The 14,695-nt window shown below is 72.7% G+C and carries 14 protein-coding genes and 1 pseudogene; 6 read left to right on the forward strand and 9 right to left on the reverse strand.

The window, feature by feature from the left end; all coding sequences use genetic code 11:
* Positions 1 to 62: 62 nt before the first annotated feature.
* The 4 genes from V5E28_RS11445 to V5E28_RS11460 form a co-directional block, all read right to left on the reverse strand.
* Positions 63 to 272, reverse strand: a complete 210-nt coding sequence (locus V5E28_RS11445; RefSeq protein ID WP_336206633.1) for a hypothetical protein — start codon at positions 270 to 272, stop codon at positions 63 to 65.
* 36 nt (positions 273 to 308) lie between these two features.
* A complete protein-coding gene (locus V5E28_RS11450; RefSeq protein ID WP_336206635.1) occupies positions 309 to 1,280 on the reverse strand; it encodes a tyrosine-type recombinase/integrase in 972 nt (323 codons plus the stop codon).
* A gap of 22 nt (positions 1,281 to 1,302) precedes the next feature.
* Complete coding sequence (locus V5E28_RS11455) at positions 1,303 to 1,914, reverse strand: LysE family translocator (protein WP_336206637.1); 612 nt, start codon at positions 1,912 to 1,914, stop codon at positions 1,303 to 1,305.
* Positions 1,915 to 2,031: 117 nt separating this feature from the next.
* Positions 2,032 to 3,219 carry a cysteine desulfurase-like protein gene (locus tag V5E28_RS11460; protein ID WP_336206639.1) on the reverse strand — a complete coding sequence of 396 codons (1,188 nt, stop codon included), beginning with the start codon at positions 3,217 to 3,219 and terminating at the stop codon, positions 2,032 to 2,034.
* Positions 3,220 to 3,228: 9 nt separating this feature from the next.
* Between V5E28_RS11460 and V5E28_RS11465 the strand changes: the two genes are divergently transcribed.
* The 3 genes from V5E28_RS11465 to V5E28_RS11475 are packed head-to-tail and all read left to right on the forward strand — an operon-like array spanning position 3,229 to position 6,835.
* A complete protein-coding gene (locus V5E28_RS11465; protein ID WP_336206641.1) occupies positions 3,229 to 4,281 on the forward strand; it encodes a winged helix DNA-binding domain-containing protein in 1,053 nt (350 codons plus the stop codon).
* A 30-nt stretch (positions 4,282 to 4,311) separates the two neighbouring features.
* On the forward strand, positions 4,312 to 5,742 hold the full coding sequence (locus V5E28_RS11470; protein ID WP_336206643.1) for a WS/DGAT/MGAT family O-acyltransferase: 1,431 nt from the start codon (positions 4,312 to 4,314) through the stop codon (positions 5,740 to 5,742).
* Between the two features lie 16 nt (positions 5,743 to 5,758).
* Positions 5,759 to 6,835, forward strand: coding sequence for a winged helix DNA-binding domain-containing protein (locus V5E28_RS11475; RefSeq protein ID WP_336206645.1), 1,077 nt, complete (start codon positions 5,759 to 5,761; stop codon positions 6,833 to 6,835).
* On the opposite strand, the pseudogene V5E28_RS11480 reads toward V5E28_RS11475, so the two are convergent.
* Positions 6,832 to 7,731, reverse strand: a pseudogene (locus V5E28_RS11480) (RNA polymerase sigma factor); the annotation flags it as partial. The gene V5E28_RS11475 and the pseudogene V5E28_RS11480 sit on opposite strands and share 4 nt — an antisense overlap.
* Positions 7,732 to 7,945: 214 nt before the next feature.
* A complete protein-coding gene (locus tag V5E28_RS11485) occupies positions 7,946 to 8,698 on the reverse strand; it encodes a protein phosphatase 2C domain-containing protein (RefSeq protein WP_336206647.1) in 753 nt (250 codons plus the stop codon).
* Between the two features lie 166 nt (positions 8,699 to 8,864).
* Here V5E28_RS11485 and V5E28_RS11490 point away from each other — a divergent pair, with 166 nt between their 5' ends.
* Positions 8,865 to 9,626, forward strand: a complete 762-nt coding sequence (locus tag V5E28_RS11490; protein ID WP_336206649.1) for a class I SAM-dependent DNA methyltransferase — start codon at positions 8,865 to 8,867, stop codon at positions 9,624 to 9,626.
* A 43-nt stretch (positions 9,627 to 9,669) separates the two neighbouring features.
* Positions 9,670 to 10,608: an adenosine deaminase gene (gene add / locus V5E28_RS11495; RefSeq protein WP_336206651.1), complete on the forward strand. Its 939-nt coding sequence runs from the start codon at positions 9,670 to 9,672 to the stop codon at positions 10,606 to 10,608.
* Between the two features lie 3 nt (positions 10,609 to 10,611).
* On the opposite strand, the gene abc-f is transcribed toward add, so the two are convergent.
* From abc-f to V5E28_RS11510, 3 genes are all read right to left on the reverse strand, one after another.
* Positions 10,612 to 12,192, reverse strand: coding sequence for a ribosomal protection-like ABC-F family protein (abc-f, locus tag V5E28_RS11500; RefSeq protein ID WP_336206653.1), 1,581 nt, complete (start codon positions 12,190 to 12,192; stop codon positions 10,612 to 10,614).
* Between the two features lie 191 nt (positions 12,193 to 12,383).
* Positions 12,384 to 12,722 (reverse strand): hypothetical protein, encoded by a 339-nt coding sequence (locus V5E28_RS11505; protein WP_336206655.1) that lies wholly within the window; start codon positions 12,720 to 12,722, stop codon positions 12,384 to 12,386.
* A gap of 105 nt (positions 12,723 to 12,827) precedes the next feature.
* Positions 12,828 to 13,946 (reverse strand): winged helix DNA-binding domain-containing protein, encoded by a 1,119-nt coding sequence (locus tag V5E28_RS11510; RefSeq protein WP_336207118.1) that lies wholly within the window; start codon positions 13,944 to 13,946, stop codon positions 12,828 to 12,830.
* A gap of 123 nt (positions 13,947 to 14,069) precedes the next feature.
* Here V5E28_RS11510 and V5E28_RS11515 point away from each other — a divergent pair, with 123 nt between their 5' ends.
* On the forward strand, positions 14,070 to 14,627 hold the full coding sequence (locus V5E28_RS11515; RefSeq protein WP_336206656.1) for a DUF6624 domain-containing protein: 558 nt from the start codon (positions 14,070 to 14,072) through the stop codon (positions 14,625 to 14,627).
* Positions 14,628 to 14,695 lie beyond the last annotated feature (68 nt).

The raw sequence follows: 14,695 nt of genomic DNA on the forward strand, positions 1-14,695 counted from the left end.
CACCCCTGCCAGCCAGCGCTCGATCACCCGGTGATGTCGTACGATCTCCGCCTCGATCTCGGTCATCTCGCGGCGATCCATCCGCGCGCGGACGCCGGGCGGACGCCCAGCCGGGACGCCGGCGCGGGGTCCGCCGCGAACAGCGAAGCCGGGCGGGTGGCGGCGATCCAGCGGTAGGTGGCCGTCACCTCGGCCGCCGTCGACGCCCCGAGTGCCCCGGCGAGCTCCGACTCGAAGGCGTCCAGATCCCGCTCGGCACCTCCGCCCGGCACGGCCGGTCCGCGGCACTCGGCTGAAGGGAGACCGGGTCAGGCGAGCGGGCGGGCGGCCGGGAGGCGGAGACGGTCGACGGCCTCGCGGCGGGTTCGCTCCGGGCGGCGGTCGTAGCGGGCGGTGGTGGCCGGGGAGGAGTGGCCCACCAGCGCCTGGGCGGTGGCCAGGTCGACCCCGGCGTCCAGCAGTTCGCCGATGAACGTGCGCCGGAAGTCGTGCGCGGTGCGCGGGGACGCTCCCGCCTCGCCGAGCCGGCGGGCCAGGATGTCGGCGATGCCCTGCCCTGTCAGGCCCACCGGCCGGTTGTCGCGGGTCCGCAGCCGCCCGGCCTTGCTGATCGGGCTGAACAGCGCCCCCGCCGTCCGGCCGCGCACCTTCAGCCACCGCTCCAGCAAGCCGATCGCGTCGGCCGTCAGATAGACCAGCCGTTCCTTGTCGCGCTTGCCGCGCACCCGCAGCGAGCGCGCGCCCGGGTCGTAGTCGGCCAGCGCCAGCCCGCCGACCTCGGCACGGCGGCAACCGGTCGAATACAGCACCGCGATCAGCGCGGCGTCGCGCACCCCGGCGGCCGAGTCGTCGCAGGCCGACAGCGCCGCCCCCACGACCTCCGGCGGCACGTGCTGCCCGGTGGGCAGGCGGCTCTGCCGTACGGGGGCCAGGTCGGAGGCGCGGGCGTAGTCCTCGGCGCTGCTCTGGCCGAGCCGCCAGGACTCCTTGAGCACTCTGCGCAGCGCCACCAGATGCTTGTTGACGTAGGCCGCCGACCAGCCCTGCTCGGTCAGCAGGGTGCGGATGCGGACGGTGTGCTCGTAGCGCAGCAGGTGCCACGGCTGGCCCGCGCCGGTGGCCTGCTCGTCGCCGGTGAGCAGCCGCGCCAGCCGGTCGAGGCAGCCGCGCATGGTCCGGCGCGACTCCGGGCTGGTCAGCGAGTCCAGGTAGACGAAGTACGGGTCGCGGGCCGGCTCGACGGGCGACGCCGTCAGGTCCGGCACGGCGGGCAGGCTCATGAGGCGATCTTAGAAGCCCCGCCTACCGGTCGGTGAGCGCGAGCTGGGCGCCGAGCGCGACGAACGCGCCGGCGCAGACGCGGCGCATCCAGGTCAGGACCTGGGGCCGGGCGACGACGTGGGTGCGGATCGCGGCGGCGAACAGCCCGTAGCCGACGAAGACCACGAAGGTGAGCAGCATGAAGACGGCGCTGAGCTGGAGCATGTGCGCCACCGGGCCGCCTTGGCCGGTGCTGACGAACTGGGGCAGGAACGCGAAGAAGAAGATCGACAGTTTCGGGTTCAGGATGTTGACCAGGATGCCCGAGGCGATCACCTGGGTGGTGGTCCGGGGCGCGCCGTCGGCGTCCACGCTCAGCGCGCCCCGCTCGCGCAGCGTGCTCCAGGCCATGTAGAGCAGATAGGCCACGCCCGCGTACTTCAGCGTCTGGAACGCGAGGGCACTGGTGTGCAGGAGGGCGGCGAGGCCGGTGATCGCCGCGGCCATGTGCGGAACGATGCCGAGGGTGCAGCCGAAGGCGGCGACGGCGCCGGCCCGGCCGCCGCGGGAGAGCCCGGCCGCCAGCGTGTAGAGCACGCCGGTGCCGGGCGTGATGACGATGACGAGGGACGTCAGCAGGAATTCGACGGTCACGGCGGCCTTCCGGGAGAAGCGGGACGCGGCTCAGCCAACCACTGCCGGGCCTCTATGTCAATGATCATTGTTATAGAGGCCCCGCGCATGCCGGGCGCCGAGCGATCAGCGCCGGCGTCAGTCCAGCCGGGCCACCCCCTCCAGGAGCCGGTCCACGTCGGAGCGGTCGTTGTAGTGGACCAGCCCCGCCCGCACCGCGCTGCCCGCGCCGCGGATGCCGAGCGCCGCGGTGAGCTCCCAGGCGTAGTTGTGACCGTTCCACACGTTCACGCCGCGCGCGGACAGGTGCTCGGCCACCTCCCGCGGAGTGTGCCCGGACACGGTGAAGTAGGCGGTGGCGGTGCGCCTGGTCGGCTTGCCGTAGAGGGTGACGTGCGGCATCGTCTCCAGCCCCGCCTGCAGGACCCCGAACAACTCCAGCTCGTGCTTCTCCGCGGCCGCCATCGAGGCCAGCAGCCGCTCGCGCCGGCTTCCGGTGCCCGGCACCAGCCCGGCCAGATGGTCGACGGCCGCCGTCACCCCGGCCAGGTCGGCGAAGGCGGCGGTGCCGCGCTCGAACCGTTCGGGCACCGTGTCGGTGGAGGAGGCCAGCTTGTCCGGCCTGATCGACTCCAGCAGGGCCGGGTCGGCGACGACCGCGCCGATGTGCGGGCCCGCCCACTTGTAGGCGCTGGTGGCGTAGAAGTCGGCGCCCAGCGCCCGCATGTCGACCGGGCCGTGCGCGGTGGCGTGCACCCCGTCCACGTACGCCAGCGCCCCGGCCTCGTGCGCCAGCGCGGTGATCGCCGCCACGTCGGGGCGGGTGCCGAGCACGTTGCTCGCCGCCGTGACCGCCACCAGCCGGGTGCGCTCCCCGATCAGCTCGGCGTACTGCTCCACCGGCAGCTCGCCGGTCACCGGATCCACCTCGGCCCACCGGACCGTCGCCCCGGTCTGCACCCACGGGCGCACGTTCGCGTCGTGGTCCAGCCGCGACAGCACCACCTCGTCACCCGGCCCCCAGTCCCTGGACAGCGCCCCGGCGAGCCGGTAGGTGAGTGTGGTCATGTTGGGACCGAGGATGACGCCGTGCCGGTGCCCGCCGACCAGGTCGGCCACGGCGGCGCGGCACGCCGCCACGATCGCGTCCGAGCGGTGGCTGGCCGGGAAGGCGCCGCCGACGTTGCCGATGCCGGTGCGGTAGGCGCCGGCGATGGCGTCGATCACCGAGTCCGGCACCTGGGTGCCCGCGGCTCCGTCAAGATAGGCATGCCCGTCGGCCAGGGCGGGGTAGGCGGCACGTACCGATTCAATAGGAAAGAGCATGATGTGTTCATGCTCACCCTGAGAGACCTCAACCGGGCCACCCTCGCCCGTCAGCACTTGTTGCGGCGGCACGAGGGCACCGTGGCCGACGTCGTGCACCGGCTGGCGGGGCTGCAGGCGCAGGAGCCCCGCCCGCCGTACCTCGGGGTGTGGACCAGGCTGGCGGGGTTCGCCCGCGACGACCTGCACGCGGAGCTGCACGCCCGCACGGTGGTGCGCGCTCCTCTGCACCGCGCCACCCTGCACCTGGTGACGGCGGCGGACTTCGCCGAGTTCCGGCCGCTGCTGCGGCTGGTGCTCGCCGGGGCCGCGCGGCGGTTCCAGGGCGTCGACTACGACGCCGTGGAAGCGGCCGCGGGCCGGCTGCTGGCCGAAGGGCCGCAGACGTTCAACGAGCTGCGGCCCCGGCTGCTGGCGGAGTTCCCCGGCGGCCACGACCGGGCGCTGGGGTACGCGGCGCGCATGCTCACACCGCTGATCATGGTGCCCACCCAGGACCGGTGGAGCTTCCCGCGCGAGTCCGCCTTCGCGCTGCCGGGCATCGACCTCGACCCGGCGCCCTCGCTGGAGGGCCTCGTCGAGCGGTACCTGGCCGCGTTCGGGCCCGCCAACGATGCCGACATGCAGACGTGGTCGGGGCTGGGCGGCCTCGGGCCGGTCTTCGCCGGCATGCGCGACCGGCTGGAGGTGCTGGCCGACCACACGGGCCGGCGGCTTTACGATCTCCCGGACGCGCCCAGGCCGCCGGGCGACGCGCCGGCCCCGGTCAGGTTCCTGCCGGACTTCGACAACCTGATGCTCGGCCACGCCGACCGCACCCGGGTGCTGGCCCGCGAGCACCGCGGCACCGTCGTCACCAAGAACCTGCGTGTCCGCGCCACCTACCTGATCGACGGGTTCGTCGCCGGGACGTGGCAGATCAAGCGCTCCGGCAAGAAGGCGAAGCTGATCGTCACTCCCTTCACCAAGGATCCGGTGGAGCTGCTGGAGGAGGAGGGGATGGCCCTGCTGTCCTTCGCCGAGCCGGACGCGACGGGCCGCTCACTTGAAGTGGGAGGCTGAGTCTGGTTGGTTCGGGGCGGAGGTGTCACCATGTCCCAGCTGACCGCATTGGACGCGCAGTTCCTCCACTTCGAGACCGCCACGAACGTCGCCAACATCGCCGGTCTGGCCATTCTCGACGGGAGCCTCAACCGCGCCGACCTTCAGGCCCTGCTGGAGGCGCGGCTGCCGTACGTGCCGGCGCTGCGCCGCAAGCTGGCCCAGGTGCCGTTCGGCCTGGACCACCCCTACTGGGTGCGGGAGGACGACCTCGACCTCGACTATCACGTGCGCGAGATAGGGCTGCCGCCGCCGGGGGACGACAGGCAGCTGGCCGAGCAGGTGGCGCGGCTGCACCCGCGCCGCCTGGACCGGGGCCGGCCGCTGTGGGAGATCTACCTCATCCACGGGCTCGCCGAAGGCCGCACCGGCCTGTACGTGAAGATCCATCACGCGGCCGTGGACGGCGTCGGCGGCGCGGACGTGCTGGCCGCGCTGCTCGACCTGGGGCCCACGCCCGCGCCCCCACCGGCGCTCGAACCCGAGCTGGACGCGCCGGCGCCGGGGCGTGGCGAGATGGTGGCGCGCGGCCTGGCCAGGATGGCCGGCAACCCGGCTCACGCGCTGCGGTTCGCCGCCAGGGCCGTGCCGCACCTGGACGAGATCCCCGTCGTGTCGTCGCTGCCCGGTGCCCGGGTCGTCTCGGCGCTGGCGCGCAGGGCGGCGGGCAGCGGGCAGGCTCCCGAGCTGCCGTCGCTGCCCGCGCCGAGGACGCCGTTCAGCGGCCCGATCTCCGCGCACCGGCGCTTCGCGTTCGTGTCGATGCCGCTGGAGGAGTTCAAGGCGGTGCGCAAGGAGTTCGACGTCACCGTCAACGACGTGGTGATGGCGGTGTGCGCGGGGGCGCTGCGGCGCTGGCTGGCAGGGCACGGCGGGGTTCCGAGCCGGCCCCTGGTGGCCGGGGTGCCGTTCTCGCTGCGTGCGGCCGGCGACGAGGGGCCCGGCAACCAGGTCACGATCATGACGGCGCCGCTGGCCGTGCACCTGGACGATCCGGCCGCACGGCTGGGGCAGACCCGGCGCGCGATGCAGCGGATCAAGGAGCGGTTCTCGCTGTCGCCCGCCCGATGGCTGCGCGAGTTCAGCGAGTCGATGCCCGCCGCGCTCATGGGCCTCGCCTCCAGGTCGGCGTTCGGGCTCGTCGGGCAGACCGCGCCGCCGATCAACGTGTTCGTCTCGAACGTGCCGGGCCCGCAGTTCCCGCTGTACGTCTGCGGGGTGCGGCTGCTGCACCACTATCCGGTCTCGGTGATCACCGACGTCAGCGGCGGGGTGAACATCACCGCCTTCTCCTACGACGGCTCTCTCGACTTCGGCGTGATCACCGACAGGACGATGGTGCCGGACGCGTGGGAGCTGGCCGGGCATCTCCGCGAAGCGCTCGACGAGCTGCTCAACGCGGAAGCTCCTTTTCCGCAATAGTGCGTAGCCTCCTGTCATGAAGGTGAACCGCAGGGTGCTCAACCGCACGACGCTGGAGCGTCAGCTGCTGCTGGCCCGCTCGCCCGTGTCCCCGGCGCAGGCGATCGAGCGGCTCGTCGCCGTCCAGGGTCAGGACGCCAACCCGCCGTACTTCGGCCTGTGGTCCCGCCTGGCGTCCTTCACCCGGGACGACCTGACCTCGCTGCTGTACGGCAAGCAGGTGGTACGCGGATCGCTGCTGCGCGGCACCCAGCACCTGGCCCTGGCCGAGGACTACCTGTGGCTGCGCCCGCTCATGCAGGCGCCCATGTCACGCGGCAGGCAGGCGGCCTTCGGCCGGGCCACCCGCGGGGTGGACCTGGAGGAGCTGGCGTCGCTGGCAAGGGAGCATCTGGCGGGACGCACGCTGACCCGGCCGCAGCTGCGCGATCTGCTGGCCGAGCGCTGGCCGGAGGTCGAGCCGATGGTGCTCGGCTGGTCGGCGCAGTCCCTGGTGCCGGTGGTGCACATTCCGCCGAGCGGCGTCTGGAACCGGGGCGGGGCGACGCCGTTCACCCTGGCCGAGGAGTGGCTCGGCCGGCCGCTGGACGGTTCCCTGCCGGTCGAGCGGCTCGTCACCCGCTATCTGGCGGCCTTCGGCCCGGCGAGCGTCATGGACGTGCAGATGTGGTCGGGGCTGACCCGGCTGCGGCCGGTGATCGAGGCGATGTCGTTACGGAAATATCATGACACCGAGGGTCGTGCCCTCTACGACCTGCCGGACGCGCCGCTGGCCGAGGAGGACGTGCCCGCCCCCGTACGGTTCCTGCCGTACTTCGACAACCTCGCCGTCGCCTACGCCGATCGGACCCGGCTGATGACGGACGAGCAGCGCAAGGCCGTGTGCGTGGGCGCCGTGGTCTACCCGACCTTCCTGGTCGACGGCGTCGTCGCCGGAATCTGGGACCTCAAGGACGGCGTACTGGACCTGCGGCCCTTCCACCCGTTGCCGGAGCCGGCCATGGCGGAACTCGCCGCCGAGGGCGCCCGCCTGCTCGGCTTCGCGGGCGCTCAGGGCGAGACCATCACCTGGCAGCGGCCCTCCGGGACCTAGACGAGATAGTCGCGCAGGGCCATCGCCCGGGACGGGTGACGCAGTTTGGACATCGTCTTGGCCTCGATCTGCCTGATGCGCTCGCGCGTGACCCCGTAGATGCGGCCGATCTCGTCGAGGGTCATCGGCTTGCCGTCGGTCAGGCCGTAGCGCATGGAGATGACGCCCGCCTCGCGGTCGGTCAGATCGTCGAGCAGTGAGCGCAGCTGCTCCTGAAGGAGGGTGAAGGAGACGGCCTCGGCGGGGGAGACGGCCTCGGTGTCCTCGATGAGGTCGCCGAACTCGCTGTCGCCCTCCTGCCCGAGGGGTGTGTGCAGGGAGATCGGCTCGCGGCCGTAGCCCTGCACCTCGATCACCCTGTCGGCGGACAGCTCGGTCTCGGTGGCGATCTCCTCGGGTGTGGGCTCACGGCCGAGGTCGCTCTGCAGGGTGCGCTGGGCTCGCGCCACCTTGTTGATCATCTCCACCATGTGGACCGGGATGCGGATCGTGCGCGCCTGGTCGGCCATGGCCCTGGTGATCGCCTGCTTGATCCACCAGGTGGCGTAGGTGGAGAACTTGTAGCCGAGCCGGTAGTCGAACTTCTCGATCGTCCGGATGAGGCCGAGGTTGCCCTCCTGTATCAGGTCGAGGAAGAGCATGCCGCGCCCGGTGTAGCGCTTGGCGATCGACACCACCAGCCGGAGATTGGCCTCCAGCATGCGCTGCCTGGCCCGGTCACCGTCGTCGGCGATCCACTCGAGGTCGGCGCGGAGCTCACCGCCGAGGCCTTCCTCGGTCTCCAGGCGCTCCCTGGCGAACAGGCCCGCCTCGATGCGCTTGGCCAGGTCGATCTCCTGAGAGGCGGTCAGGAGCGGCACCCGCCCGATCTCCTTCAAGTAGGTCTTGACGGAGTCGGTGCCGATGGCTGAAGTGGTGTTGTCGTCCAGGTCGAGAATTTCTGCTGCTTGGGTCAAGGCGATCTCCTCGCTCGAGTGTGGACGGAGTCGGCGGCGCCGGCACCGGCGTCGGGTGCGTGACCTACGTTCGGGAATCGGCCCCCTAGCACGAGCAGGAGAACTGTTCTCCCCCCAAGCTACCCAACGCCACCGACAGCTTGTGACGCCCGTCTCAGGTCGTCGCCAAGGACATCCACGCCGCGGTCGCGTCGTCGTGCGCCTTCCCCCACTCCGTGCCGTGCGCCCGCTCCTCCTGGCGCACCAGCTCGAGCAGCGCAGCGGGGTCCCGCGCGGCGCCGCCGACCAGCTCCCGCCACGGGTGGCCGTACCAGTCGGCCAGCCTGGTCACACCGTCGGTGAACAGGGCGACCCCGCACAGCTCCGGCACGGGCGCCGAGCCGGTCAGCGCCCGAGACGCCGCCTCGGGGCAGGTGCTCGCCACCCAGAAGCCGCCGGGCCGGTTGCGCTGCGAGGCGACCAGCTCCATCGAGTACGGCCGCCCGCCCGGCAGATGTTCGAGCCGGTCGTCGCGCGTGACGGAGACCGTGCCGTCGCGGCGCCGCAGGCCGACGGCCGAGTCGCACAGCACCAGGTGGTCGAGCAGGTCGCCGCGGCGGCGGGCGATGGCGACGGTGGCCGACGGCGAGTTCGGGTTGTCCAGGTCGCAGGTCGCGGCGTGCGCGTCCACGGTGGCCGCGATCGCCCCGGCGAGGACGTCCGGCAGGCGCTCGTCGCCGTCGAGGCGGGCCGCCAGCGCCGTGGCCAGGGTGCGCACCAGCCAGGGGACGTCGTGGACGCAACCGGAGTCGATCCCGCGCGGCGCCGTCGCGCCGTCGAGCACCACCACCCAGGACGGCCCGGCGATCACGTAGTCCTCGTTGACGCCGCCGGGCGCGGCGGCCGTCGCATAGCGGACGTGCGTCATCGAGCTCCTCGGGTAGTGGCGGGGAAAGGCTGTGCAAACGGCGATTCAAGACTGTCGCGCAAGCCAGTTGCGCGCCCCGGCCGCTGATCTACATTCCCAGCATGACGGCCGTGCCCACTTCCCCGGCCCGCAGCAGGGGCCTGGTTTACGTTTGGCGGTATAAATCGTGATACGCCCCCGTTCGAGCCTCGTCCATCAGGCCTCCTACGCGCTCAAGCATCCGCAGAAGGTGGTGCCGCACCTGCGCAGGCTCGCCCGCGACACCTGGCTGCGGCTGCGCACCCGCGACCACGTCGCCTACTACCGGGCGGTCATGAAGTCCGACACGGCCCGCAGCCCGGAGGGGGCCGTCGGGTCCCACACGCACCGGCGCTGGCTGGCCCTGGGCCGCCTGCAGTTCGACTATCTGGTGGAGCACGGGCTCAAACCCGAGTGCCGGATGCTGGAGATCGGCTGCGGCAACCTGCGGGCCGGGCGTCTGTTCATCGACTACCTGCACACCGGCAACTACTACGGCATCGACATCTCGCCGGACATCCTCATGGCCGCACACGAGACGGTCGCCACGCACGGGCTGCGCGACAAGCTGCCCCACCTCACGCCGGTGCGCGACCTGCGCTTCGCGTTCCTGCCCGACGAGCACTTCGACGTGGTCCACGCGCACAGCGTCTTCTCGCACTCACCGCTGGAGGTGATCGACGAGTGCTTCGCCCACGTGGGGCGGATCATGCGGCCGGGCGGCTGGTTCGACTTCACCTTCGACCGCACCGAGGGCAGGGAGCACCAGGTGCTGCGCGAGGACTTCTACTACCGCACCGAGACCCTGGTGGCGCTGGCCGGCAAGCACGGGCTGGACGCCACGTTCATGGAGGACTGGGAGCGCGGGCCGCACAAGCAGTCGAAGATCCGCGTCACCAGGCGGCACTGAATCCGGATGCGCGCCGTACCCGGTGGTCCGTAGGGTGCTGCGAGTGAGAGATGTCCGGTCGCTGCCCAAGGCCCACCTGCACGTCCACCTGGAGAGCACGGTGCGGCCCGACACCGTGCGCGACCTCGGCGGCGCGCCCGCGCCGCAGGAGGGGTTCGCGAGCTTCCGCGAGTTCGCCGACCAGCGGGCGCGGGTGCGCGAGCTGCTGCGCACGGCCGGCGACTTCCGGCGGGTGGCACTGGAGTTCTGCCAGGACGAGGCGGCCCAGGGCACCCGCTACGCCGAGGTGACCTTCACCGCCGCCTCGCACGGCGAGCGGCTCGGAGAGCCGGAGATGCCGCTGGAGGCGGTGCTCGACGGGCTCGCCGAAGGCGCCCGCTACGGCATCGAGTGCCAGGTCCTGCTCGACCACTCCCGGCGGCGGCCCGTCGAGCGGCTCTGGCAGACCTTCAAGCTGGCCGCCCGCCACGAGCGGGTGATCGGGATCGGGCTGGCCGGTGACGAGAGCCACCCGCTGGCGCCGTTCGCCGAGGTGTTCGGCGCCGCCAGGGACGCCGGCCTGCACCTGGTGCACCACGCGGGGGAGTTCGCCGGGCCCGCCAGCATCCGCGAGGCGCTCACCCTGGGCCACGCCGAGCGGCTCGGCCACGGCATCCGCGTGCTGGAGGATCCCGCCCTGGTCGAGGAGGTGCGCGAGCGCGGCGTCCCGTTGGAGGTCTGCCCGACCTCCAACGTCCTGCTCGGCGTCGTCCCCTCACTGGCCGCCCATCCGCTGCCGCTGCTACGCGCGGCCGGGCTCGCCGTCACGCTCAACACCGACGGCGAGACGGACCTGGCCGGCGAGTACGGGCGCGTCCGCGACGCCTTCGGCTACGGCGACGCGGAGCTGGCCGGGCTGGCCCGGGCCGGGATCGAGGCGTCGTTCGCCCGGCCGGAGCTCAAGGCGGAGCTCCTGGCCGGGGTGGACGCCTGGCTCGCGTAGCCGTCAGGCCACCAGCCTGCCCTCGCGCAGGGTGACCCGGTCGCCGTCGAAGCCGCCGCGGAAGCGGCGGTCGTGCGACACCACCACCAGCGCCCCCTCGTAGGCGCCCAGGGCCTCCTCCAGCTCCTCCACGAGCGCGAGCGACAGGTGGTTGGTCGGCTCGTCGAGGATGAGCAGGTCGGCGGGGCGACTCACCAGCCGGGCGAGCTCCAGCCTGCGCCGCTGCCCCACCGACAGGACGCCCGCCGGTCGGGCGAGATCGGCCTCGGCGAACAGGCCGAGCGACAGCAGCCTGCCCGCGTGCTCGTCCGCCGGACCGGGCAGCCCGCGGGCGAACGCGCCCAGCACCGTCGTGCTCGGAGCCGCCCGCGGCACCTCCTGACGCAGATAACCGATCCGGCGCGGCCTCCGGACCTCGCCGGAGTCCTGGGCGAGGTCGCCCGCCAGGACCCTCAACAGGGTCGTCTTGCCCGCGCCGTTCGGCCCCGTGACCAGCAGGCGCTCGCCGGGACCCACCTGGAGGCTGTCCACGCGCAGGCGATCGGCCACCGTGACGCCCTCCAGCGAGACGGCCGTCCCGCCGGCCTCGCCGCCCTCCAGCCTGGCCGTGAAACGCAGCGGGTCCGGCGGCCTCGGCACCGGGTTCTCCCGCAGCCGTCGCAGCCGCTCGCGGGCGTTGCGCACCGCGCCCGACAACCCGGCCTCGTGCGACCTGCGATGTCCGGCGGTGCGCGGCCGGTCCTGCGAACGCTCCGCGGCGCCGAGCCGGGCGATCCCGCTCTCGGCCAGACTCGCCTGGCGCTCGATCTCGGCCAGCCAGTCGTCGTACTCCTGCTGTCGGCGCCGCCGGGCGGCCGCCCTGGCCGCGAGGTAGCCGTCCCAGCCGTCGCCGTAGCGGGCGACCGCCCGCCGGTCGTGGTCGACCTCGAGGATGGCGGTGGCGAACCGGCTGAGGAAGTCGCGGTCGTGCGTGACCGCGATGACGGTGCCGCGGTGGGCGCGCAGATGGTTCTCCAGCCACGTCACCGCCTGCTCGTCGAGGTGGTTCGTCGGCTCGTCCAGCAGGAGCAGCTCCGGCGCGGAGGCCAGCACGCAGGCCAGCGCCAGGCGAGACCGCTCACCGCCCGAGAGGCTGCCGAGCGTCCGGTCACGGGTGACGCCGGACAGGCCCAGGCCGTGCATGGCGGCCTCGACCCGTGCGTCGGCCTCGTAGCCGCCGCGGGCCTCGAACGCGGTCAGCAGCGCGCCGTAGGCGTCCATGTCCTCGGCCTCGGCCGCGCGCAGCATCCGCTTCTCCAGGTCGCGCAGCTCGCCGAGCGCCTCGTCGACGGCGTCGCGCACGGTGTGGCCGGGCGGCAGCTCCATTGTCTGGCACAGGTGCCCGACGCCCTCGGCGGTGACGATCACCTCGCCGCCGTCGGGCTGGTCCGCCCCGGCGATGAGACGCAGCAGGGTGGATTTGCCCGACCCGTTCTCGCCGATGACACCGGCCTTCTCACCGGAGGGGACGGTGAGGGAGATCTGATCGAGTACGGCACGCTCACCGTACGACTTGGACACATCACGAAGGGTGACTTGGCTCATGGGGGAGAGCCCTCCAGATCGGTGGAGTAGGTGATCAGGGAATGAGGTGGTCCGGCTCGATCGGCGAACGCCGAGAGCCGCCTCGCCGCGTCAGCGCGCGAGGCTTAGTGGAACCACAGCCTGTAAGGCATTCCTGAACATGCACCCATGTCGTCGACCGTACCCGAAGGACCGGAAATGGTGCGACCGATTTATAAACGGTCGCGCGGCAGCCGGACGCCGCCCAGGTGCTGCCAGCCCTGGCGCGGCTCGTCATGGCGGCCGCGCGGCGTGGTCACCGGGGTGAGGACCCGTGCGGGGACATGAGCGGGGGCGGGCTGCCGGTCCGGCACGGCAGGCGCCTCGGGGAGCACCGGGCGCGCCGTCACCGGCAGCCTGCGTGCGTGCCGCCGCGCCCATCCGCACGGTCCCTCGTGACCTCCGGCGTGGGCGTAGCCACAGCGGGCGGACAGCCTCGGCCGGGGCCTCGAAGCGCCTCGCGCGCACGCGGGCATGCCGGGACGGGCCTGGGGAAACGACTCGTCGGCCATCGCGTGACTCCTCGGACGGGACTGTTCCCTCCAGGCCTACCGCCGGGCAGGTGAACCCAAGCCCAAAGGCCGTCCAAGAATGCGAGTGCGGAAGGTCATGAAATCTCAGGCATGCGCCCCCACGGTGACCGGGCCGACGGTGAGCCGCGGCCGGCCCTCCAGGATCTCGCCGACGCGGGCCACCTGCTCGTCCAGCTCGGCGAGCCGGGCCCGGTCGAGCTCGCGGAGCGGCTCGACCGTGACCTCGATCCTGGCGCCCGAGCGGCGCTGGTGCCAGACACCGGCCACCTGGCCGTCCACGAGCAGCACCGGGAAGTTGCCCGCCTGTCCGCCCGCCAGGGCCCGCTGGGCGGCGGCCCCCGGAAAGAGCAGCTCGCGCGGCATGCCCGCGACGAGGTAGGCGTCGAAGTACGGCAGCAGCCGCACGCCCCGCGGCGGCTCGTCGGGCAGATCGGTGTCACCGGCCAGGACCCAGGCCACCGACCCCTCGAAGCGGACCTGCTCCAGCTCCACCGAGTCGAACAGCGCCGCGGCCCACCGCTTCGGCGCGCCCAGCCACCGGGCGAACTGGTCCGGGGTCGCGGGCCCGTACGCGTGCAGATAGCCCGTGAGCAGCCCGGCCCGGTCGTCGACGGGCCGGAAACCGGCGGGCGGGGCGGTGTAGGTGACCTTGCGGCCCCTGGCCGGGCCGAAGACGAACGCGCCCCGGTGCGCCGCCAGGTGCATGACCTGCCGCCAGCGCGGCCACATCGTCTGGAAGGCGGGCATCACGAGGTCGCCCGCCCAGGGGCCGGTGGCGGCGACGACCGCGTCGCTCAGCTCGTCGATCGTCAGGCTGTCCGCGTCCAGCACCTGGCGGATGGCCTCCACCACCTGGTCGGTCTGCTCAGGCGTCATCCGGACGCCTTGCGGGAACGGGCTGCCCCCGGCGGGCACCGACGACAGGGCGCCCACCCACATGGGCAGGTCATCGGCGGGCAGCACGTGCACGGTGCCGCGCGGCCCGTGCGTCTTTACCAGGCTGCGCTCCTGCCACAGCGCCTCGCGCACGTCCGTCCGGGTGGCGCCCTCCAGGCGCAGCGCGATCGACAGCTCACCCGCCGACATCACCTGCGCGTGCGCCCCGCACATCGCGGCCACCACCTGCGCCGGGGTGCCGTCCTTGACCGGCGCGGCCAGTCCCGCGCGGGCCAGCCGCCTGGCGCTGACCTGTTGCCACGACATCTCGATCACACGTCCTCCTCGATCCGTGCGACCACTGTAGGAAGCATTGCGGAACGTTGGCTTCCGCGTTGGTACGAGATCGCGTGCGTTGTACGTTCGGGTTCCCGGCGGAAGGAGCGGCCCATGCGCATGCTGGTTACGGCGCTCCTCGCGGCGCTCCTGCTGGTCGCGGCCTGCGGCGACGACGCTCCGGACGATCCGCGGCTGCGGGCCGAGCTGCTGGAGATGCTGAAGCAGGACCAGGAGATCAGGACCCTCGACGCGGCCCAGGCCGACTGGGACCGGGTGGAGAAGGCCAACACCGACCGGATGCGGCAGATCCTCGACACGCGCGGCTGGCCCGGGCACGCGATGGTGGGCGAGGACGGCGCGCACGCCGCCTGGGCGCTCATCCAGCACGCCGACCTCGACCTCGATCTGCAGCGCCGCGGCCTGGCCATGATGCGGCAGGCCGTGGACGACGGCGACGCCGATCCGGGGGACCTGGCCTACCTGACGGACAGGGTCCTGGTCGCGGAGGGGAAGCCGCAGGTCTACGGCACACAGTGGGAGACCACGGCCGACGGCCAGTGGAAGCCGCGCACCCCCATCGAGAACGAGGCCCAGGTGGACGGGCGTCGCGAGGCGGCCGGGCTCAAGCCGCTGCAGGACTACCTCAAGGAGCTCAAGTCCATGGGGTGAGCGGCGGGTCGCGATCAGGGCGTGCTCCTGGTTAGGTTTCAACGACCGGACGAGGAGTGCCTGTGAAG

This window comes from Nonomuraea sp. LPB2021202275-12-8 (genome assembly GCF_037044575.1).
Taxonomy (GTDB): Bacteria; Actinomycetota; Actinomycetes; order Streptosporangiales; family Streptosporangiaceae; genus Nonomuraea.

What these genes read in the sequence shown, in the direction of transcription:
- V5E28_RS11450 (WP_336206635.1), bottom strand. Translation starts at nt 1,280, where the DNA reads ATGAGCCTGCCCGCCGTGCCGGACCTGACGGCGTCGCCCGTCGAGCCG.
- V5E28_RS11460 (WP_336206639.1), bottom strand. Translation starts at nt 3,219, where the DNA reads ATGCTCTTTCCTATTGAATCGGTACGTGCCGCCTACCCCGCCCTGGCC.
- V5E28_RS11465 (WP_336206641.1), top strand. Translation starts at nt 3,229, where the DNA reads ATGCTCACCCTGAGAGACCTCAACCGGGCCACCCTCGCCCGTCAGCAC.
- V5E28_RS11470 (WP_336206643.1), top strand. Translation starts at nt 4,312, where the DNA reads ATGTCCCAGCTGACCGCATTGGACGCGCAGTTCCTCCACTTCGAGACC.
- V5E28_RS11475 (WP_336206645.1), top strand. Translation starts at nt 5,759, where the DNA reads ATGAAGGTGAACCGCAGGGTGCTCAACCGCACGACGCTGGAGCGTCAG.
- V5E28_RS11485 (WP_336206647.1), bottom strand. Translation starts at nt 8,698, where the DNA reads ATGACGCACGTCCGCTATGCGACGGCCGCCGCGCCCGGCGGCGTCAAC.
- abc-f (WP_336206653.1), bottom strand. Translation starts at nt 12,192, where the DNA reads ATGAGCCAAGTCACCCTTCGTGATGTGTCCAAGTCGTACGGTGAGCGT.
- V5E28_RS11505 (WP_336206655.1), bottom strand. Translation starts at nt 12,722, where the DNA reads ATGGCCGACGAGTCGTTTCCCCAGGCCCGTCCCGGCATGCCCGCGTGC.
- V5E28_RS11510 (WP_336207118.1), bottom strand. Translation starts at nt 13,946, where the DNA reads ATGTCGTGGCAACAGGTCAGCGCCAGGCGGCTGGCCCGCGCGGGACTG.
- V5E28_RS11515 (WP_336206656.1), top strand. Translation starts at nt 14,070, where the DNA reads ATGCGCATGCTGGTTACGGCGCTCCTCGCGGCGCTCCTGCTGGTCGCG.